The following is an 18,343-nucleotide window of genomic DNA, read 5'->3' as shown; positions in this document are numbered from 1 at the left end:
CGTCAAGCGCAAGATGTCCAACTACTGGCTCAAGCGGGCTGAGCACCTGACATGGCCCCAGCCCACCCTCACCGGAACCCGAGCTGTCCGCATCAAACGACCCCAACCAGCAGACCCGTAAAGCAACGGCATTGCCCCTAGACCGGAACCGGCGACGGCCCGCCGGAGGACACCCGGCGGACCGCCACGCTCGCGCGCTCACGCCTCCGGGCACCAGCTCCGCAGCAGCTCGAAGAACTCCTGCTCGTTGCCCGAGAGGCCCGCCGCCGCCAGCGCCCGCTCCGCCTCGGCTAGCGCGGCGGGCGGCACCACGGGTGGTCGGCGGGACTCCGGCGGTCCGTCGAACGCTGCTCGTACGGTTCCCAGCAGCCGCAGATAGGCCTGTACGGCGGCGCGTTCGCGGTCGGTCAGTACGGCGGTCGGCATCGAACGGCTCTCCCCTGGTCGGATCGGCGAAACTCCGTGCCCGCCCCGGCATACGGGTGGCACCCTCCCAGCTTGCCGTCCACCACTGACAACGCTGTTCTCCCGCGCGCGCAAGTCGCCCTAGGAGCCCGCTCCCAGCACCGTCCTTCGCTCATGCTCCGTCAGGGGGGGTCCCGTCAAAGGGGGTTTGACCGGACCGCGCAGCACGGCGAGGACGACTTCCGGCCGGACGAGGGCGCCGATCGGCGCGGTGAGGGTGACCACGCCGAGATACGGCCTGAACACCAGGGGCCGACCCAGCGCGGTCCGCATCAGCCGCTCCACGTAGCGCGCGAAGAGCCTCCGCGCCGCGTTCGGCCGCTTGCCGATGGCCTCCGGGTACCGGATGTCCGTGCCGGTGGCCAGCTCCCAGGCCAGGGACACCGGCTTCGCCACGGCCCTCTGCACCCGGCGCGCCAGCCCGGGCGCCGTGAGGCCGAGCGCGGCGACCCGTTCCCGCAGCACGAGGGCGCTCTGCGCGGCGACCGACATGCCGTGGCCGTAGATCGGGTTGTACGTGGCGACCGAGTCGCCGATCGAGACGAAGCCGTCGGGCCAGCCGGACACCTTCTCGAAGAAGCGCCGCCGGTTGATCGTGCTGCGGGTGACCACGACGTCCGTCAGGGGCTCGGCGCGGGAGATCAGCTCGCCCACGACCGGATGCCGGACGTCCCGCGCGAACGGCTCGAACTCCTCGGCGCGCGCGGTCGGTTGCCCCCCTCTGGTGCCCGACAGCGTCACCAGCCAGCGCCCGTCCTCGATGGGCACGAGCGTCGCGCTGCGCCCCGGCACCGGTTGCGACCCGTCCGGCTGCACATTCACCACCGGGTACTCCTCGGTGCCCGCCGGGGCCCGGAAGATCCGGCTCGCGTACACCAGTCCGGAGTCGACCTCCTCCATGGGCGCGGGCGCCACCCCGAGCGCGTCGAGCCAGGCCGTGCCCCGCGAACCGCGCCCGGCGGCGTCGACCACCAGATCGGCCGTGAGCACCCGCTCCTCACCGTCGGCGGAAGAGACCCGGATCCCCGTCACCCGGGAGGCGTCGCCCGCCAGGCCCAGGATCTCGGTGCGGTCCAGCACGGTGACGCGGTCGTCGGCGACGAGCCGGGCACGGACGACCGACTCCAGCAGATCGCGGCTGCACGCGATCATGAACTCCATCTCCGGCCAGCGACGCAGCCAGCCCTGCGGCGACAGGGACACCAGCCCGGTCGGCAGCGGGATGCGCCGGGCGCCGGCCGCCAGCCAGGCGTCGGTGACACCCGGCAGCAACTCCTCCATCGCCAGGGCCCCGCCGGACCAGAGCAGATGGGTGTGCCGGGCCTGCGGCACGCCCTTGCGGGGCTCCGGCCCCTCGGGCAGCGCGTCACGTTCGACGACGGTGACGTCGGCGTAGTCGCGTAGCGCGGCGGCGGCCAGCAGGCCGGCCAGGCCCGCGCCGACGACGACGGCACGCCGGGCAGTCGTGCTCGCGCTGTCGTGCGGGCCGCTAACGGGTTCTCTCATGGAAGTCGCTTCCTGACCTGGTCGCGGCGGCCCATTCGCGGGCGGCCGCTACGACGGGTGACTGACGCAGGGCGATGGACATCCGTACGAGATCACGGGGGTTCTCGGCCGGCGGGGCGGTGACGTCGGCCGGGGCCGAACTGATGACCCGGCCCTCCGGGTCGTCCGCCTTCGCCCGCACCGCCGCCGTCACCATCGCCGCGTCGGCCTCGGCCCGCGCCTGGACGGGCTCGGAGCCCGACGCGACGGCCGCGTCGTAGGCCTTGGCCCGCACCGCCGAGTCGAAGTACGGGTACAGGCTGAGCATGCCGTCGTGGATGTCGGACTCGCGCTGGGTCATCTGCAGCCGCGCGGGCGCCCACCAGGAGATCCGCACCTCGTGGCTGGCCTGGGCCCAGACGGGGCGCAGCTCCCGCCACAGCGGGCCGAGCCGGCGGTACATGGACCAGATGGTCCAGGAGTCGCCGAGGCGCTCGCCCGCCAGCGGCAGACAGAACCCGACCGCGCAGACCTGCGCGCCGACCGACGACAGCACGGGCGCCACGTACGTGCTCAGATAGTCCACGTCGCCGCCCTGCCAGCGGGCCACCACGGCGATCAGCTTGACCGCCGCGAACGGGACGTTGAGCAGGAAGCCGAACGCGATGATCAGCAGCCCGGCGCGCAGCCAGCCGCGCACCTGCAGCGCCCACCGCCAGCACATCACGTTCATCGCGAGGCCCGCGACCATGAACCCGGTCAGGTACAGCACGATCATCTCGCGCAGGAACGGGGAGTTGGCGTAGTACGTGTCGAAGTCCCGCACCCGCTCCACCGGGGCGTCGCCGAGCACGAACAGCACCACGATCGCCGCGCACACCGCGCCGTACCCGGCGATCCAGCGGCGCGAAAGGCGACGGGTCGTCTCCGCCGGGCCGCCCCGCCAGTTGGTGATCAGCACCAGACAGGAGCCGCTGAACGCGCTCAGCAGCAGATACACGACGGCGGCCGAGACGTTGCTGACGCCGGTGACGCGGTTGAGCTCGATGATCGTCGGCGGCGCGGCGAAGCAGAAGACCAGGGCGGCCAGCGTCATCAGGGCGCACACGGATCTGATCAGGGGATCGCCCCAGTTCCGCAGCAGCGCGGGGGTCTTGAGGGCGAGGGCGATCGTCATCGCGACGGCCGGAATGTAGTAGCTGGACCCGTCCATGGCTTCGGTGTTCCCGGTCTCGGAGTCTCGGCGTTCCGGTGCCGCTCAGCCCTGCGGCCCGCGGTAGCCGAGCGAGGCCCCGATACGGCCCGCCAGGTGATCGCGGCGCACGGGCCCGCGCAGCGCCGAACCGGCCAGCCACGTACGGCACTTGCTGGCCAGCAGCAGTCCGAAGCTCTCGGCGTCCTGCTCGTCGGACAGGTCGAACCGGGTCCGGGCGGCGACCCTCAGCACGGTCTCCCGCAGATCGGCGTCCTGGCTCAATAAGCGCGCGGCGACGGCGGCGCCGTCCACGTGCTGACCGCAGTGCCCTGCCTGCATGTGCCACAACTCGTGGCCGAGGATCACCAACTGGTGGTCGGGGGCCGTGCGTTCCTCGATGACGACCAGGTCCTGCTCGGCCATGTCCAGCCACAGCCCGCTGGCCGTACCGGGCGGGAAGACGGCGGTGCGGTAGTGGACGGGGCGGCCGCGGCGTCTGCTCATGGCGTCGCACAGGGCGCTGTAGAGGTCGGCGGGGTCCGCCGGTGCCGGCAGGGTGAGTTCGCCGACCAACTCGCCGCACAGGCGGCGCATTTCCTTTCCGATGCCCACAGATCTCCCCCGGTCAGGACTCGGGCCGCTTGACGCTCTCCAGCAGCATGTCCAACCACTCCGCGACCTTGTCGCGGTGCTGGTCGGTGGGCAGCTGGGCCGCCCGCCAGGCGATGGAACGCACCCCGTGGTTCTGGAGCAGCCGCTGCAGAGGGTCGTCCGCGGCCTCGGCCGCCGCCCGCTCGCGGTCGGCGAGCTGTTGGAGGAGCTCCTGCTCGGTTCGCATCAGGGCGCTCGCCAGCGCCTCGGGATCCTCGGCGGTGAGGAAACCGGCGTGCACTCTGAAGAAGCGCTGGATGGCGTCGCAGTGCTCCATCGTGGGACGCCGGTCCCCGTTGATCAGGGCACCCGCCTGCTGGCGCGACATGCCCGCGCCGTCGGCGATCTCCTGCTGGGTGTACTTGCGGCCGTTGGGCTTGAGCCGGGTGCGTCGCAGCAGGTCGAGGCGTTGCAGGAAACGGGCCTGGACGTCCGGCTCACCGGCGCGCCGACCGCTCAGCAGGGCCTTCACGACCGCCTCCGGCACACCCGACGCCACCGAGAGCCGCCGGGTGTCGAAGACCTCTGCGTGCCCCACGCGCAACTTGTCCGCCAGCGCGGTGACACGGGCCACGACGGCCGGCAGCAGAACCGTCGCCGCGGCGTCCGGAACCTCGAAGCCATCCGTCACCGACAGATCTCCTACGTCTCTCTCAGGCCAATTTCGCGGTACTGCGGAATCCGTGGATCCAAGCCTGGCGCGAGACCCTGGTCCCGGCAAGTACACCGTGAACTGCGGGGAGACTAGCGGTTCGGTCGAACTCACATCCAGGTCTCGCCACAACTGTGGCGAGATTCAGCCGTCAACCGTCGCCAAATGCCACGATAGTTGACACGCCTCCGCCCAGGGCAGGAGGATCAAGGAGCCGTGTGAAGGCCGCATAGGCAAGAGGGGTGACCTCCCGATGGCATATCAGGCAGGAGGGCAGCGGTCGGTACCGCGGCCCGTCCCCGACACGCTCGAAGCCCAGGAAGCGCAGGCCTACCTCCAGGACTACGCCGTACTGCTGGATTCCGTCCTGTTCCCGTCCGTCGTCCTCGACCACCGCTGGGACGTCGTCCTCAGCAACGCCGCGTTCCGGGCGCTCTTCACCGGCGTGGGACCCCACCCGACCGCCATGCCGGACGACAACTTCCTCCGCTTCGTACTCTTCCACCCGGACGCCGCCACCGTCCTCGGTGACCACGAGTCCAGCTGGTGCCTGCCGATGCTCGCCCACTTCGCCGCCGCCGTGGAACGCCACCCCCAGGACCGGGGCCTGCAGTCCATCCGCCGCGAGATCGCCCAGGACCCCATCATGGACGCCGCCTACCGCCACGGACTGCCGCACTGGCTGCGCACCGTCGGCCCCGGCGCCGGCCGGCACGACGGCGCCGTGCGCCCCCTGGTCCACCCCGATCCGCGCTGGGGCGCCACCCTCTGCCGGGTCGTCGGCGAGAGCCCCGACACCCTCCGCGACCTCGGCTACCACCGGATGACCCTCGTCCTGCGCGAGGTGGGCCGCCCGACCGACCCCGGCCGCAGGACCCGCCGCCCCCGCCGCGCCGCATCGACCCACCTCAGCGTGGTGCCCTCCCCCGAGAGGTGAGGGACACCCCCTCCGGCGCCGCCGGCGTTCAGGTCGCCGACGGCGCCGGAGGTCAACCCTTGTCCAGGACGACCCCCCGTTTGGCCGCCTGGATCTGCTCGTACACATGGGTGCGCAGTTCCGCGAAGCGGGGAGCCACGCGCGTGTGCAACTGGTCGCGCTCCGCGGGGAGATCGATCGTCAGCCGCTCCTGGACGACCGTGGGGGAGGCGGAGAGCACCAGGACGCGCTCGCCGAGGTAGACGGCCTCGTCGATGTCGTGGGTGACGAAGAGGATCGTGATGCCCCGCTCCCGCCACAGACCCCGTACGAGGTCCTCCAGCTCGGCGCGGGTCTGGGCGTCGACCGCCGCGAACGGCTCGTCCATCAGCAGGATCTCCGGCTCGTACGCCAGCGCGCGGGCGATGGCCACGCGCTGCTGCATCCCGCCGGACAGCTGCCACGGGTACGCGCCCGCGGCGTCGGACAGACCGACCGAGGCGAGCGCGTCGTCGACCAGCCCGCGCCGTCGCTCCCGGCTGAACTTCTTCTGCCTGAGCGGCAGTTCGACGTTGTCGCGGACCCGCATCCAGGGGAAGAGGCTGCGCCCGTACTCCTGGAAGACGACCGCCATGCCCGGCGGTGGCCCCTCCACCGGCCGTCCCCCCAGGCGGACTTCACCCGCCGTCGGCCGCAGCAGCCCGGCCACGCACTTCAGCAGGGTCGTCTTGCCGCAGCCCGACGGGCCCACCAGACAGACCAGTTCCCCCGGGTCGACGGTGAAGGTGAGGTCCCGCACCGCCTCCACGCGCCGCCCGGAACCCTCGTAGACCTTCTTCAGGCCCGCCACGTCAAGCAAGGCGTGCATCGCCCGCCGCCCCTTCTCGAGTTCCCACTACGACCGCCGGGAGGACGCGCGCAGACCGTGGTACCAGCCGAGCACGCGCCGCTCGACCAGCCGGAAGACGACGGACAGCACGAACCCCAGCAGACCGAGGACGAGGATGCCGGTCCACATGTCGGGGATCGCGAAACCGCGCTGGAACTGGACGATGGAGTGGCCCAGCCCGTTGCTGGACGCGGTCATCTCGCTGATGACCATGAGGATGATGCCGATGGACAGCGCCTGGCGCAGTCCCGCGAAGATCTGCGGGCTCGCCGAACGCAGCACGACGTGCCGCAGCCGCGCCGCGCCCGTGATGCCGTACGACCGGGCCGTCTCCGCCATCACCGAGTCCACCGCGCGCACACCCTCGACCGTGTTGAGCAGGACCGGCCAGACGCAGCCGCTCGCGATCACGGCGATCTTCATCGTGTCCCCGATGCCAGCGAACAGCATGATGACCGGGACGAGCACCGGCGGCGGCACCGCCCGCAGGAACTCCAGGACCGGTTCGCAGACCGCCCGCACCCGCCGGTAGGAGCCGATGACGGTGCCGAGCGCCACACCGACGACCGCCGCCAGGGCGTAACCGGCGGTCAGCCGCAGCAGGCTGGGCAGGACGTCGGCGCGCAGCCTCTCGGCCGTCCAGACGTCCGGGAAGGTGCCGAGGATCGTGCGCAGCGGCGGCCAGTACACATCGGTGCTGTCGTCCGACGCGAGCCACCACACGGCGACCAGGACGAGGGGGAGGGCGACGACGAACAGCAGCCGGAGCAGGACACGGCTCACACCGCCACCTCCCCGCGCACGGACTGGTGCCAGGCCAGCGCCCGCCGCTCCACCGTCCGCGCCCCCACGTTGATGAGCAGCCCCAGCAGCCCGGTGACCACCACCAGGGCGTACATCTCCGGCACCGCCTGCGAGGTCTGCGCGACCGCGATGCGCTGCCCCAACCCCGGTGCGCCGATGACCAGTTCCGCGGTCACGGCGAGGATGAGGGCCACGGCGGCGGCCAGCCGGACGCCCGTCATGACGTACGGCAGGGCGGTGGGCCACAGCACGTGGCGGATCCGCGCCCAGGTGCCGAGGCCGTAGGAGCGGGCGGTCTCCTCCGCGACCGGGTCGACGTCCTGGACGCCGTACAGGGTCTGGATCAGGATCTGCCAGAAGGACGCGTAGACCACCAGCAGCAGCACCGACCGCAGCTCGGTGCCGTACAACAGGACCGCGAGGGGGATCAGGGCGACCGAGGGGATCGGGCGCAGGAACTCGATCGTGGAGGACGTCGCCTCGCGCAGATACGGCACGACGGCGATGACGACCCCCACCACGATCCCGGCCGTGACGGCGATCAGCAGTCCCACCGCCCAGCCGGTGAGGGTGTCGCCGAGCGCCGACCAGAACGCCTCGTCGGCGAACTCGGTGCCGAGCGCGCCCGCGACCCGGCTGACCGGCGGCAGGAAGTCGTCCTCGACCACACCGAGTCGTGGGACCGCCTCCCACAGGGCGAGGAATCCCGCGAGGCCCGCCGCGCCGAGGAGGGCGTGGGAACCCCTCACGGCAGCAGCTCGTCCAGGTCCGGGGCCTTCTCGAACAGGCCGTCCCGCTGCCCCAGTTCGGCCAGCCGCTCGATCGAGGCCCGGTCCGGCTCGGCGGGCCAGCGGGGCAGGACGACCGTCTCCAGCAGGCTCTCGGGGATCTTCGTGTACGTGGTGATGATCTCCCTTACCTCGTCGGGGTGTTCGTCGGCGTACGCCAGCGACTCGGCCGTGGCCTCCTGGAACTTCTTCACCAACTCCGGGTTCTTCCGGGCGTACTCCTGGGAGGTGAAGTACATGGCCACGGTCAGGTCGGGGGACACGTCGACGAAGTTCGACGCGAGGACCGTGCCGCCCTGGGACTTGATGGTGGCGAGCGCGGGCTCCACCACACAGGCCGCGTCGACCTGGCCCTTGGCCAGCGCGGCCGGCATCTGGTCGAAGGGCATCTCCACGTACTCGACCTTCGACGGGTCACCGCCGTCCTTGCGGACCGACTCGTTGACCGAGGTGTCGCAGATGTTGCCAAGGGTGTTCGCCGCGACCTTCCTGCCCTCCAGGTCCTTGGCGGACTTCAGGGAGCTGCCCTTCGGCACGGCGATCTCCGCGAAGTCGGCGCCCGCCTTCCCGGTGGAGGCGACCCCGTTCACCACGGCCTCGACCGGCACGTTCTTGGACCGGGCGACCAGCAGGGAGGTCATGTTGCTGAAGCCGAAGTCGAACTGGCCGGAGACGACACCGGGCACGATCGCCGCCCCGCCCTGGGCGAGCGTGGGCTCCAGCTTCAGCCCGCGCTCGCTGTAGAAGCCCTTCTTCTCACCCAGGTACAGGGGGGCGACGTCGATGATGGGGATGACACCGAGCTTGAGGGTGGTGGTGCCGCCGGACGCCGAACCTCCGCCGTCCGAACCTCCGCCGTTCGAACCGGAGTCGGACGAACCGCAGCCGGTCGCGGCCGTGAATAAGATGCCGGCCGCGAGGCCGATGAGCAGACGACGCATGACTCCCCCTGATGGAACCGCGCTACGACGGGTTTCCTCGACATGCTGTGCGCACACCGCACAGAAGTGCTCAGCGGGAAGGTAGAACGCCGTCGGTTGCGGGTCAATGGCCTTGCTGCGCACGGGCGTTGACAGTCGCTGAAGCGTGCGCGGAGCGCACCCCCGTGCGTGCGGAGCGCAGGTGCCGGGCTTCGTCCGAGCGGCTTCCCGGAGGTGGAACGATGCCCGATCGACACCGGTTCGGCGCGGCCCGCGAACCGCACTTCGTCCGGTCCTTCGAGCGGGGACTCGCGGTCATCCGGGCCTTCGACGCGGAGCATCCCGCCCTCACGCTCAGCGAGGTCGCCCGAACCTGCGAGCTGCCCCGGGCCGCCACCCGCCGCTTCCTGCTCACCCTCGTCGACCTCGGCTACGTCCACACCGGCGGCCGGCTCTTCCGGCTGACCCCGCGCACCCTCACCTCCGCCGACCGTCGAATCAGCTCCCACGCCGGCCGTACCTCCGTGGAGGCGGTACGCCGCGACCTGTTGCCCCCTCTGCTCGCTGCGGTCGCCCGGATCGAGGCCGACCTGTGGGGGACGGGAACGGCCGCGGGCCGGGCGCGAGCCATGATCCCCGGCGTCGCCCCGGCCCGGCCGGAGCGCCCCGGCCCCGCCGCCACCGCCGCTACAGGTCGAGCACCAGCCGTGACCCCTGGCAGCGGGACACACAGATGAGCATGGTCTCCCCGGCCGCGCGCTCCTCCTCGCTGAGCACCGAGTCACGGTGGTCCGGGGTGCCCTCCAGGACATCCGTCTCGCACGTCCCGCAGGTGCCCTCCGTGCAGGAGAACAGCACCTCGACCCCGGCGGCCCGCACGGTGTCGAGCACGGAGACCCCGACGGGAACCGTGACGGTCTTCCCCGTCCGCTCCAGCACGACCTCGAACTCGCCGTCCGGGCCGGTCTCCTGCTCCTTCGGCCGGAACCGCTCGACCCGGAGCGCCCTGCCCGGGCACCGCTCCTCGACCGCGTCGAGCAACGGTCCGGGACCGCAGCAGTAGACAAGGGTGTCCTCGGGCAGCCCGTCCAGCACGGACCCGAGGTCGAGCAGCCCGGTCTCGTCCTGCGGGGCGACCGTCACCCGGTCCCCGTACGCGCCCAACTCCTCCTGGAACGCCATGGATTCACGGCTGCGCCCGCCGTACAGCAGCGACCACTCCGCGCCGGCGGCCTCGGCGGCGGCCAGCATCGGCAGGATGGGCGTGATGCCGATGCCGCCGGCCACGAAGCGGTAGCGGGGCACGGGCTCCAGCGCGAAGTTGTTGCGCGGCCCGCGCACCCGGACCTTGTCGCCCCGCGCCAATTCCGTGTGCACGTACGCCGATCCGCCGCGCCCGTCGGGCTCCCGCAGCACCCCGATCCGCCAGGTGTGCCGGTCCGCCGGGTCGCCGCACAGGGAGTACTGCCGCTCCAGCTCGGGCCCGAGCAGCACATCGATGTGCGCGCCCGGCTCCCAGGCCGGGAGTTCCTCGCCCAGCGGATGCCGCAGGGTGAGGGCGAGGACGCCGTCGGCGGCGAACTCGCGGCTGTCGACGACGAGTTCGGCCTCGTAGACGGGCGAGGTGGAGGACGAGGTCATGTGCTGTTTCCTTGCGGCTCGTGTCCTTGCGGGTGGGCGAGCATCCACTCCCACATCTCGATGGGGTCCTGCGCGGTGTGCTCGCGACCGCAGTGACAGGTGCCGTGCAGGATGTCCGTGCCCGGCAGCCAGTCGATGCGGTAGACCTCCCCGGTCTTGAATCCGGGCGACGTGCTCACTGGACCTTCTCCACCGGCTTCTCGCCCTGCTCGACCAGCCGGGCGAGGATGCGGCGGGCGGCCAGACCACCGGTGTCGATGTTGATGCTCAGCTCCTGGTAGCCGGTGCGCTCGGAGCCCAGTGTCTCCTGGAGCAGGTTCAGCGCGACGACGTCCTGCATGACGACCGTGTGGTTGTTGCCCTTGAGGAACTCGGTGACCTCGTCGTCGTCGGTGGCCCAGTCCCGGGAGACCATCCAGAAGTCGTACACCTTGCCGTCCGTGGACGGGGTGATCGCGTAGGTGATCTCGGTGTGGAAGCCGTTCGGGTCGCTGCCGTCCGCCTCGGGGAGCACGCCCACGGGGGCGATCCGGCTGTGCAGCAGGTACAGGCAGGGCGCGAAGTACTCGATGTCCTGCCAGCGGGTGATCCGGCCCTCGATGCCGGTCGACTTCGCGTAGAACGGCGGGCACTCCGCGTCGTCCATGTGCCGGCTCACCCGCACCACGCCCGCGCCCTCGTCGACCTCGGTGGTGATCGGCGTCTCGGCGACCTCGGGGGTGCCGATGTAGCCGCCGTGCAGATACGTCTCGTGGGACAGGTCGAGCAGGTTGTCGACGAGGAGGCCGTAGTCGGCGTCGATCGGCTCCATGCCGCGCACGGTCGTCCAGCCGGGGGCGGCCAGGTGCTTGGCACGCGGGATGGTCTGCGGGTCGGCGAGCGCCGGGTCGCCTATCCACACCCAGATCAGCGAGTCCTGCTCCACCACCGGGTACGAGGCGACCCGCGCCGTCCGCGGGATCCGCTTCTGCCCCGGCACGTACACACAGGCGCCCGTCGTGTCGTACGTGAAGCCGTGGTAGCCGCACACGATCCGGTCCCCGTCCAGCCCGCTCTTCGAGAGCGGGTATCGGCGGTGCACACACCGGTCGTGCAGCGCGACCGGCGTCCCCTCCTCCTCCGTCCGGTAGAACACGAGCGGCTCACCGAGGATCGTCCGACCCAGCAGCTCCCGCCCCACCTCTTCGGCGTAGGCGGCGACGTACCACTGATTCCTGGCGAAGGCGGTCATGTGAGGCATGGCGATCCCGTCCCTGAGAACCCTGAGAACCCTGTGAGCGGGACCACGTCGCCCCGCGTGCCACCACATTCCTGAGCGGGCCAGGACCCCGGCAATACCGCTTCCGTCAGACGGAAGGGCCGCCGCGCACGGCTTTGCCCGGCCGTGGCACGCCCGCCCGGCGCTGTTCGCGCGGCGGCCCCCGGCGCGTCACACCCGCGCCACGGACCCTTCCCCGGCGTTCGTTCCTCTTGGACCATTCCCGGGGGCGCTTCGAGATCCACCCCCGTCGCGCAGGTCACATCCGACGCACCACGTCAGGACAAGAGGTCTTTCACCCATGCCTGAAGTCAACCGGCGGCGATTCCTCCAAGTCGCGGGCGCCACGACGGCGTTCAGCGCACTGTCGGCCAGTATCGAGCGGGCCGCGGCGCTGCCCGCGCACCATGGTTCCGGCACCATCGAGGACGTCGAGCACATCGTCGTCCTCATGCAGGAGAACCGGTCCTTCGACCACTACTTCGGCTCGCTGAGAGGCGTACGGGGCTTCGGCGACCCGCATCCGGTGACGCTGGACAACGGCAGGAGCGTGTGGCACCAGTCGGACGGCACGAAGGACGTGCTGCCCTTCCACCCCGAGGCCGACGATCTCGGCATGCAGTTCCTGGAGGGCCTGCCGCACGGCTGGCCGGACGGGCACGCCGCCTACAACGGCGGCAAGTACGACAAGTGGGTGCCGGCCAAGGGCACCACGACGATGGCCTACCTGACGCGTGAGGACATCCCGTTCCACTACGCCCTCGCCGACACGTTCACCGTCTGCGACGCCTACCACTGCTCGTTCATCGGCTCGACCGACCCCAACCGCTACTACATGTGGACGGGCTACACGGGCAACGACGGCAAGGGCGGCGGCCCCGTCCTCGGCAACGACGAACTGGGCTACGACTGGACGACCTACCCCGAACGGCTCGAAGCCGCCGGGATCTCCTGGAAGATCTACCAGGACATCGGCGACGGCCTGGACGCGGCCGGCTCCTGGGGCTGGATAGCGGACGCCTACCGGGGCAACTACGGCGACAACTCGCTGCTGTACTTCAACAAGTACCGCAACGCCAAGCCGGGCGACCCCTGGTACGACAAGGCACGCACCGGTACGAACGCCAAGGCCGGCGACGGCTACTTCGACCTGCTGAAGGCCGACGTCAAGGCGGGCAAGCTGCCGCAGATCTCCTGGATCGCCGCGCCCGAGGCCTTCTCCGAGCACTCCAACTGGCCCTCGAACTACGGCGCCTGGTACATCTCCCAGGTCCTCGACGCGCTGACGTCCAACCCGGCGGTCTGGGCCAAGACGGCCCTCTTCATCACCTACGACGAGAACGACGGCTTCTTCGACCACCTCGTGCCGCCGCTGCCGCCGCGCGACGCGGCCCACGGCAAGTCGACCGTGGACGTGTCCCTCGACCTCTACAAGGGCGACGCCAACCGGGTCGCCGGGCCCTACGGCCTCGGCCCGCGCGTGCCGATGCTGGTCGTCTCCCCCTGGAGCAAGGGCGGTTACGTCTGCTCGGAGACCCTCGACCACACCTCGATCCTGCAGTTCATGGAGCGGCGGTTCGGGGTGCGCGAGCCCAACATCTCGCCGTGGCGGCGGGCCGTCTGCGGTGACCTGACCTCCGCGTTCGACTTCTCCCGCAAGGACACCCGGCCCGCGGCGCTGCCGGGCACCGACGCGTACGAGCCGCAGGACCGGGAGCGGCACCCCGACTACCGGCCGACGGTGCCGGCGGACCCGAGCATGCCGCGGCAGGAACGGGGGCTGCGGCCCGCCCGGCCGCTGAAGTACGCGCCCCGGGTGGACGCTTCGGCCGATCCGAAGGCCGGGACCCTCACCCTGACGTTCGCCTCCGGCGGCAGGACGGGCGCGGCGTTCCTCGTCACGTCCGGCAACCGTACGGACGGGCCGTGGACGTACACCACCGAGGCTGGCCGGACCGTGTCGGACACCTGGGACTCCGCGGCCTCCGGCGGCTCGTACGACCTGACGGTGCACGGGCCTAACGGCTTCCTGCGGGTCTTCGAGGGGCCGGGGAAGGGGAAGACGCGGGGACCCGAGGTCACCGCGCGCCACGTCGGCGACGACGTGGAACTGACCTTCACCAACAAGGGCTCCGCCGCGGTCAGCCTGAAGGTCGCGAGCGCGTACGGCGGCCGGTCCCGTACCGTCCGGCTGCGGGCCGGGGCGACCGTCCGGCAGGTCGTGGAGCTCCGGTCCAGCCGCCGCTGGTACGACCTGACGGTGACCGGTGAGGGGGGTTTCCTCCGGAGGTTCGCCGGACACGTGGAGAACGGGCGGGCCGGGGTGAGCGATCCGGCGCTGGGGGCGCGTGAGGCTGGGGGCGCCTGAGGCTGGGGGCGCCTGAGAGCTCGGCGGGGCCTGTGATCGGGCGGCGAGCGGCCGGATGTGGCTGATCGCGCAGTTCCCCGCGCCCCTGGGGCCCGCGCCCCTGGGGCCCGCGCCCCTGACGGGCCGCGGCCCCAGGGGCGGCGCGGGTGGTGCCCTGTGAGTGCCGGTGTGGGCGCTAGTGGTGCCCTGTGCGTGCCTTGCCGCCCTGCTTCAGAGGGCGGTGAGGTGCTCCGGTGTCGGGGTGATCGGGCGGCGGGGCAGCAATGACGGTTCCGTGGGGGCGTGGTGGGGTTCCAGGGCGAGGACCGCCGCCACGGGGTGGTCCTCGGCCGCCGGTGCGGGACCGGCCGGTCGGGCGGGGGCCACCGGCGGGGTCACGGCCTCCGGGGTCGCCCGGGTCAGCAGCACCACACCCCGCGCCGCCACCACGGCCCCCGCGCCCGCGAGCAGCGCCCCCGCCACCCCACCGCGCAGGCCCTCCCCGAGGAGGGAGAGGCCGATCACGGCGGCGGTCAGCGGGTTCGCCAGGGTCACGACCGCGAGAGGGGCGCCCAGACCCCCTCGGTACGCCGTCTGGGAGAGCAGCAGCCCGCCCACGGCGAACGCGGCCACCAACAGGGCCACCACGACGACCTCCACATCGAGGAGCGACCCCGAGCGGTCCGTCGCGGCGACCGTGACGGTCTGGGTGAGCGCGGAGGCGACACCCGAGGCCATGCCCGAGGCGCCCGCGTGGCGCAGCCCGGGCTTGGCGCCGGGCCGCGACAGCAGGCCGACCAGGGCGACGGTCGCGCCGGCCACGGCGACGGCCTCCGGAAGACTCAGCACGTCGTCCGGCGCGGACCCGGACGCGACGACCAGGATGGCGGCGAGACCGGCCAGCGTGAGCGCGGTGCCCCGCCACTCCGTCGAGGTGACCCGGCGCCCCGCCACCCGCGCCCCGAGCGGCACCGCGGCCACCAGCGTGAGCGCGCCCAGCGGCTGCACGACCGTGAGGGGGCCGTACTTGAGGGCGACGACGTGCAGCAGCGCGGCGCCCGCGTTGAGCGCGACCGAGGCCCACCAGGCACCGCTGGCGAGCATCCGCCCCACGCCCGAGCCGGCGCTGCGCGAGGCGAGCCGCTCCTGGGCCACGGCGGCGGCCGCGTAGGCGACGGCGGACACTAGCGACAGGGCGACGGCGACGAGGGTGGCGTTCATCGGCCCGCTCCCACCAGGACGGGTTCCTCGGCCGGAACGAGGGCCGGGGAGTGCTGCCCGGCGGTCGTGGCCGTCCGGTGCGGGAGCTGGACCACGGCGAGGACGACGGCCAGCAGCGCGCCCGCGACGATCGCGTCCAGCCAGTAGTGGTTCGCGGTGCCGACGATCACTACCAGGGTCACCAGCGGGTGCAGCAGCCACAGCCGGCGCCAGCGGGAGCGGGTCGCGGCGATCAGGCCGACCGCGACCATCAGGGCCCAGCCGAAGTGCAGCGAGGGCATCGCCGCGAACTGGTTCGCCAGCGAGTCGGTCGCCGGCGTCGCCGAGTACACCGTCGGCCCGTACACCTGTCCGGTGTCGAGGAGGTGCGCGCCGTCCAGCATCCGCGGCGGGGCCAGCGGGAACGCGAGGTGCAGCAGCAGCGCGGCGGCGGTGAGCGCGGCGAGGACCCTGCGCGCCCAGACGTAGTGCCCGGGGCGCCGCAGGTACAGCCAGACCAGGAACGCCGCGGTGGCGGGGAAGTGGACGGTGGCGTAGTAGACGTTCGCGACGTGGATCAGCGTGTCGCCGTGCAGCAGCGCGGCCTGCACGGAACCCTCGCCCGGCAGGCCGAGGGCGCGCTCCCAGCTCCAGACGTCGTGGGCGTTGCGGAAGGCCTCGGCCGTGTGCCCGTTGGCCAGCAGCCGGCCGGACTTGTAGACGAGGAAGAGCCCTGCGACGAGCAGGAACTCACGGACGAGGGGCGGCCGCGATATCGCGGCGGCCGGCTCTCGCGCAGGCGCGGTGCGGCATTCCATCCCCGGCCCTTTCACTGACGGCGCTGGTGGCGCTGGTTCCCTTGGCGGCACAAAGATCGACACGGCGATCGACACGGCGATCCACACGACGATCGACACGCCGTAGTACCGATACGTGCTGGTACCGATACGTGAGTGTACCGATACGTTCCCGTACCGAAACGAGGGGGTATCGATACGCCACTGTACCGATACGGAGCCGTTCCGGTACAGTGGCGTATCGACAGGCCTTTCGGCATGGGGACGACCGAAGGAGATACGAGTCATGACGTCGCAGGCAGCAGAGGGGCCGGAGACGGCCGTCGCCTCGCGCCGCTCCAAGCTCACGCCCGAGCGCGAGCTGGAGTTCTTCGACGCTGTGCTCGAACAGATCCGTGAGTGCGGGTACGACTCGGTGACCATGGAGGGCGTCGCCGCGAGCACGCGGTGCAGCAAGTCGACGCTCTACCGGCAGTGGCGGACGAAACCGCAGTTCGTGGCGGCCGCGCTGCGCGCGCGCCGCAGTGTCCGCTTCGCGGGGATCGACACCGGCACCCTCGCCGGTGACCTGCGCGAGGTGGCCAGGCAGGCGGGAGAGGGCTACGTTCTGGAGGGGCGGCTGTTCCAGGCCCTCGGCCATGCCGTCGTGCAGGACGAGGAGTTGAAGGCGGCCCTGCGCGACGCGCTGGTGGAGCCGGAGATCGAGGCGCTGCGGGCGATGATCGCCCGCGGAGTGGCGCGCGGCGAGGTCCCCGCGGACCACCCGGCGCTGGAGTTCGTCCCGGCGCAGATCTTCGGCGTCCTGCGGGCCCGGCCGGTCCTGGAGGGCCAGGACGCGGACGAGACGTACATCACCAAGTTCATGGAGGCGGCCGTGCTGCCGACGCTCGGCCTCTCATAAGGCTCAGGCCGCCGTTCGTGAGTCGACCGGACGACGACCTGATCGCGCCGCACCGTGGGGACGGGGGCGGCGCGTAACCCCGGCCGGGTGGGGTTCCTCTGGAGCGGAGAGGAATCCCACCCGGCCGACTTTCCGGCCCGACCTCTGCGTGCCTGCCGATCATGTCGCCGTGCCGACGGTTCAGGCAGGCAGGCGGGTGCGGCCGGCCTCACGGCCGCCCCGGGCCGCCCGCCGCCTCACACGTCCTGGCCGCTGCCGCCCCCGCTGATCGACGCCTTCTTGATGCCCTGGGTGATCTCGTCGATGACCGACTGCTTGGGCGCCTTGTCGCTCACGTCGATGCCGAAGCGGACCACGACGAGCCGCGAGGGGTCCGCCGGGGAGGGGAAGGCGAGCGACTCGACGTAGCCGTCGTCGCCCTTGCCCGTGACCACCTTCCAGCGGACGTAGTACCCCTTCTCGCCGGCCACGGTCACCGCCTTGGAGGCCAGCTCCTCGTGCGAGGTGATCTTCCCGTAGCCCTCGCTGCCGTAGGCGTCCTCGGCGTTTCGGGCGATGTCCTCCTTGGCGGCCGCCTCGGCTGTCGTGGCCTTCAGCTTCAGCAGCTCGGCGGGTGTCGAGTACGCCCCGCCGCGCGTGCAGGTCTTCGAGGGGTCGGCCGGGCAGTCGTACGACGCCTCGGTCGTCACCTGCGCGCCGACCTGCAGCGGTGAGGTGACCCAGCCGTCGGGCACGGGGATGCTGATGCCGCTGGTCGTGTCGGTGGCGTACCCGTCCTCCTGCGGCGGCTGCTCCGACCCGTCCGGCCCGGGCGTCCGCCCGCCGGAACCACCGGATCCACCGGAACCGCCCGAGCCACCGGGGCCGCCCTGGCCGCCGTCGTCACCGGGCCCGCCGTTCTGCCCGCCGGGCCCCTGGGAGGTCGTACTGCCCTCACTGCCACCGTCGTTGCTGGTCAGCGCGTACACGCCCACCCCGATGCTGGCCAGCACCGCGGCGGCCACGGCGACGGCTATCCCGGTGCGCAGGCCGCGCTTGGGGGTGGGAGCCGGGGCCGGGTAGCCGGGATGCCCGGGGTATCCGGGGTAGCCGCCGGGCCCCTGCGGGTAGGGGCCGGCGCCCGGCGGGTAGGCCGGCGGACCGAACCCCGCGGCCGAGCCGACGGGGCGGACCTGGTCCGTCCACGCCTTGCCGTCCCACCAGCGTTCGGTGGCGGGCGCGTCACTTGTCTGCCCGGGGTCGGGGTACCAGCCGGGAGGAGTCACCTGCGTCATGGGGTAACCGTATGAGGCCGGAGTGAAAACCGGATGAGAGGGGCGGAGATTCGCGCCCGAGGCGCCGCGGTACCCGGCGGCTTTCGCCGCAGCCCGCCCCCGCGACTCACCCGATGACGAGCCGCACCGGGGCCGGGCTCGATGCTCCGCCCCGAGCGGG

Annotated in this window: 18 protein-coding genes and 1 pseudogene; 4 read left to right on the top strand and 15 right to left on the bottom strand. The window is 71.9% G+C overall.

The window, feature by feature from the left end; all coding sequences use genetic code 11:
• Positions 1-198: 198 nt before the first annotated feature.
• From PUR53_RS25180 to PUR53_RS25160, 5 genes are all read right to left on the bottom strand, one after another.
• On the bottom strand, positions 199-426 hold the full coding sequence (locus PUR53_RS25180) for a hypothetical protein (protein ID WP_329909713.1): 228 nt from the start codon (positions 424-426) through the stop codon (positions 199-201).
• A gap of 120 nt (positions 427-546) precedes the next feature.
• Positions 547-1,971, bottom strand: coding sequence for an FAD-dependent monooxygenase (locus PUR53_RS25175; RefSeq protein WP_329909711.1), 1,425 nt, complete (start codon positions 1,969-1,971; stop codon positions 547-549).
• Entirely contained in the window at positions 1,955-3,163 is a 1,209-nt protein-coding gene (locus PUR53_RS25170; protein ID WP_329902379.1) for an MAB_1171c family putative transporter, read from the bottom strand. The genes PUR53_RS25175 and PUR53_RS25170 overlap by 17 nt, the downstream gene beginning before the upstream one ends.
• Before the next feature lie 45 nt (positions 3,164-3,208).
• A complete protein-coding gene (locus tag PUR53_RS25165) occupies positions 3,209-3,739 on the bottom strand; it encodes a toxin-antitoxin system, toxin component (protein WP_329902393.1) in 531 nt (176 codons plus the stop codon).
• Positions 3,740-3,770: 31 nt separating this feature from the next.
• Positions 3,771-4,427: a helix-turn-helix domain-containing protein gene (locus PUR53_RS25160; RefSeq protein WP_045556747.1), complete on the bottom strand. Its 657-nt coding sequence runs from the start codon at positions 4,425-4,427 to the stop codon at positions 3,771-3,773.
• A gap of 274 nt (positions 4,428-4,701) precedes the next feature.
• Between PUR53_RS25160 and PUR53_RS25155 the strand changes: the two genes are divergently transcribed.
• The gene (locus tag PUR53_RS25155; RefSeq protein ID WP_329902378.1) at positions 4,702-5,385 is read left to right on the top strand and encodes an MmyB family transcriptional regulator; all 684 of its coding nucleotides are present in this window, start codon (positions 4,702-4,704) and stop codon (positions 5,383-5,385) included.
• 52 nt (positions 5,386-5,437) lie between these two features.
• Here the strand turns inward: PUR53_RS25155 and PUR53_RS25150 are convergent, their stop codons facing one another.
• From PUR53_RS25150 to PUR53_RS25135, 4 genes are read right to left on the bottom strand one after another with little or no spacing between them, the layout of a single operon-like run.
• Positions 5,438-6,232 carry an ABC transporter ATP-binding protein gene (locus tag PUR53_RS25150; protein WP_329909710.1) on the bottom strand — a complete coding sequence of 265 codons (795 nt, stop codon included), beginning with the start codon at positions 6,230-6,232 and terminating at the stop codon, positions 5,438-5,440.
• A gap of 27 nt (positions 6,233-6,259) precedes the next feature.
• Positions 6,260-7,036, bottom strand: a complete 777-nt coding sequence (locus PUR53_RS25145; RefSeq protein ID WP_329902376.1) for an ABC transporter permease — start codon at positions 7,034-7,036, stop codon at positions 6,260-6,262.
• Positions 7,033-7,806: an ABC transporter permease gene (locus tag PUR53_RS25140; RefSeq protein ID WP_329909709.1), complete on the bottom strand. Its 774-nt coding sequence runs from the start codon at positions 7,804-7,806 to the stop codon at positions 7,033-7,035. The genes PUR53_RS25145 and PUR53_RS25140 overlap by 4 nt, the downstream gene beginning before the upstream one ends.
• Positions 7,803-8,786: an ABC transporter substrate-binding protein gene (locus tag PUR53_RS25135; protein WP_329902374.1), complete on the bottom strand. Its 984-nt coding sequence runs from the start codon at positions 8,784-8,786 to the stop codon at positions 7,803-7,805. The genes PUR53_RS25140 and PUR53_RS25135 overlap by 4 nt, the downstream gene beginning before the upstream one ends.
• Before the next feature lie 221 nt (positions 8,787-9,007).
• On the opposite strand from PUR53_RS25135, the pseudogene PUR53_RS48275 reads away from it, so the two are divergent.
• A pseudogene (locus PUR53_RS48275) lies at positions 9,008-9,271 on the top strand (helix-turn-helix domain-containing protein); the annotation flags it as partial.
• Between the two features lie 181 nt (positions 9,272-9,452).
• Here PUR53_RS48275 and PUR53_RS25125 read toward each other — a convergent pair.
• Genes PUR53_RS25125 through PUR53_RS25115 form a run of 3 tightly spaced genes read right to left on the bottom strand, consistent with a single transcriptional unit; the run spans position 9,453 to position 11,646 of the window.
• Entirely contained in the window at positions 9,453-10,406 is a 954-nt protein-coding gene (locus tag PUR53_RS25125) for a PDR/VanB family oxidoreductase (RefSeq protein ID WP_329902372.1), read from the bottom strand.
• Positions 10,403-10,585: a hypothetical protein gene (locus PUR53_RS25120; protein WP_329902371.1), complete on the bottom strand. Its 183-nt coding sequence runs from the start codon at positions 10,583-10,585 to the stop codon at positions 10,403-10,405. Before PUR53_RS25120 ends, PUR53_RS25125 begins: the two co-directional genes overlap by 4 nt.
• The gene (locus PUR53_RS25115; RefSeq protein ID WP_239758812.1) at positions 10,582-11,646 is read right to left on the bottom strand and encodes an aromatic ring-hydroxylating dioxygenase subunit alpha; all 1,065 of its coding nucleotides are present in this window, start codon (positions 11,644-11,646) and stop codon (positions 10,582-10,584) included. The genes PUR53_RS25120 and PUR53_RS25115 overlap by 4 nt, the downstream gene beginning before the upstream one ends.
• A gap of 319 nt (positions 11,647-11,965) precedes the next feature.
• Here PUR53_RS25115 and PUR53_RS25110 point away from each other — a divergent pair, with 319 nt between their 5' ends.
• The gene (locus tag PUR53_RS25110) at positions 11,966-14,032 is read left to right on the top strand and encodes a phosphocholine-specific phospholipase C (RefSeq protein ID WP_329902370.1); all 2,067 of its coding nucleotides are present in this window, start codon (positions 11,966-11,968) and stop codon (positions 14,030-14,032) included.
• Positions 14,033-14,242: 210 nt separating this feature from the next.
• Here PUR53_RS25110 and PUR53_RS25105 read toward each other — a convergent pair whose 3' ends face one another.
• Both PUR53_RS25105 and PUR53_RS25100 read right to left on the bottom strand, forming a co-directional pair.
• Positions 14,243-15,232, bottom strand: a complete 990-nt coding sequence (locus tag PUR53_RS25105; protein WP_329909707.1) for a hypothetical protein — start codon at positions 15,230-15,232, stop codon at positions 14,243-14,245.
• Positions 15,229-16,029: a phosphatase PAP2 family protein gene (locus PUR53_RS25100; RefSeq protein ID WP_329909706.1), complete on the bottom strand. Its 801-nt coding sequence runs from the start codon at positions 16,027-16,029 to the stop codon at positions 15,229-15,231. Before PUR53_RS25100 ends, PUR53_RS25105 begins: the two co-directional genes overlap by 4 nt.
• 265 nt (positions 16,030-16,294) lie before the next feature.
• Between PUR53_RS25100 and PUR53_RS25095 the strand changes: the two genes are divergently transcribed.
• Complete coding sequence (locus PUR53_RS25095; protein WP_329902367.1) at positions 16,295-16,909, top strand: TetR/AcrR family transcriptional regulator; 615 nt, start codon at positions 16,295-16,297, stop codon at positions 16,907-16,909.
• 236 nt (positions 16,910-17,145) lie between these two features.
• On the opposite strand, the gene PUR53_RS25090 is transcribed toward PUR53_RS25095, so the two are convergent.
• Positions 17,146-18,183, bottom strand: a complete 1,038-nt coding sequence (locus tag PUR53_RS25090) for a DUF2510 domain-containing protein (RefSeq protein ID WP_329909705.1) — start codon at positions 18,181-18,183, stop codon at positions 17,146-17,148.
• Positions 18,184-18,343 lie beyond the last annotated feature (160 nt).

Origin of the sequence: Streptomyces sp. SP18BB07, from assembly GCF_036322545.1 — a bacterium.
In the GTDB taxonomy this organism is placed as follows: domain Bacteria; phylum Actinomycetota; class Actinomycetes; order Streptomycetales; family Streptomycetaceae; genus Streptomyces; species Streptomyces deccanensis.
This window is presented reverse-complemented; position numbering and strand designations above follow the sequence as displayed.

Excerpts from the sequence above, each read along its gene's own strand:
- PUR53_RS25090 (WP_329909705.1), bottom strand. The coding sequence starts at position 18,183 with ATGACGCAGGTGACTCCTCCCGGCTGGTACCCCGACCCCGGGCAGACA.
- PUR53_RS25170 (WP_329902379.1), bottom strand. The coding sequence starts at position 3,163 with ATGGACGGGTCCAGCTACTACATTCCGGCCGTCGCGATGACGATCGCC.
- PUR53_RS25125 (WP_329902372.1), bottom strand. The coding sequence starts at position 10,406 with ATGACCTCGTCCTCCACCTCGCCCGTCTACGAGGCCGAACTCGTCGTC.
- PUR53_RS25095 (WP_329902367.1), top strand. The coding sequence starts at position 16,295 with ATGACGTCGCAGGCAGCAGAGGGGCCGGAGACGGCCGTCGCCTCGCGC.
- PUR53_RS25165 (WP_329902393.1), bottom strand. The coding sequence starts at position 3,739 with ATGCGCCGCCTGTGCGGCGAGTTGGTCGGCGAACTCACCCTGCCGGCA.
- PUR53_RS25100 (WP_329909706.1), bottom strand. The coding sequence starts at position 16,029 with ATGGAATGCCGCACCGCGCCTGCGCGAGAGCCGGCCGCCGCGATATCG.
- PUR53_RS25180 (WP_329909713.1), bottom strand. The coding sequence starts at position 426 with ATGCCGACCGCCGTACTGACCGACCGCGAACGCGCCGCCGTACAGGCC.
- PUR53_RS25135 (WP_329902374.1), bottom strand. The coding sequence starts at position 8,786 with ATGCGTCGTCTGCTCATCGGCCTCGCGGCCGGCATCTTATTCACGGCC.
- PUR53_RS25175 (WP_329909711.1), bottom strand. The coding sequence starts at position 1,971 with ATGAGAGAACCCGTTAGCGGCCCGCACGACAGCGCGAGCACGACTGCC.
- PUR53_RS25110 (WP_329902370.1), top strand. The coding sequence starts at position 11,966 with ATGCCTGAAGTCAACCGGCGGCGATTCCTCCAAGTCGCGGGCGCCACG.
- PUR53_RS25150 (WP_329909710.1), bottom strand. The coding sequence starts at position 6,232 with ATGCACGCCTTGCTTGACGTGGCGGGCCTGAAGAAGGTCTACGAGGGT.
- PUR53_RS25115 (WP_239758812.1), bottom strand. The coding sequence starts at position 11,646 with ATGCCTCACATGACCGCCTTCGCCAGGAATCAGTGGTACGTCGCCGCC.
- PUR53_RS25155 (WP_329902378.1), top strand. The coding sequence starts at position 4,702 with ATGGCATATCAGGCAGGAGGGCAGCGGTCGGTACCGCGGCCCGTCCCC.
- PUR53_RS25105 (WP_329909707.1), bottom strand. The coding sequence starts at position 15,232 with ATGAACGCCACCCTCGTCGCCGTCGCCCTGTCGCTAGTGTCCGCCGTC.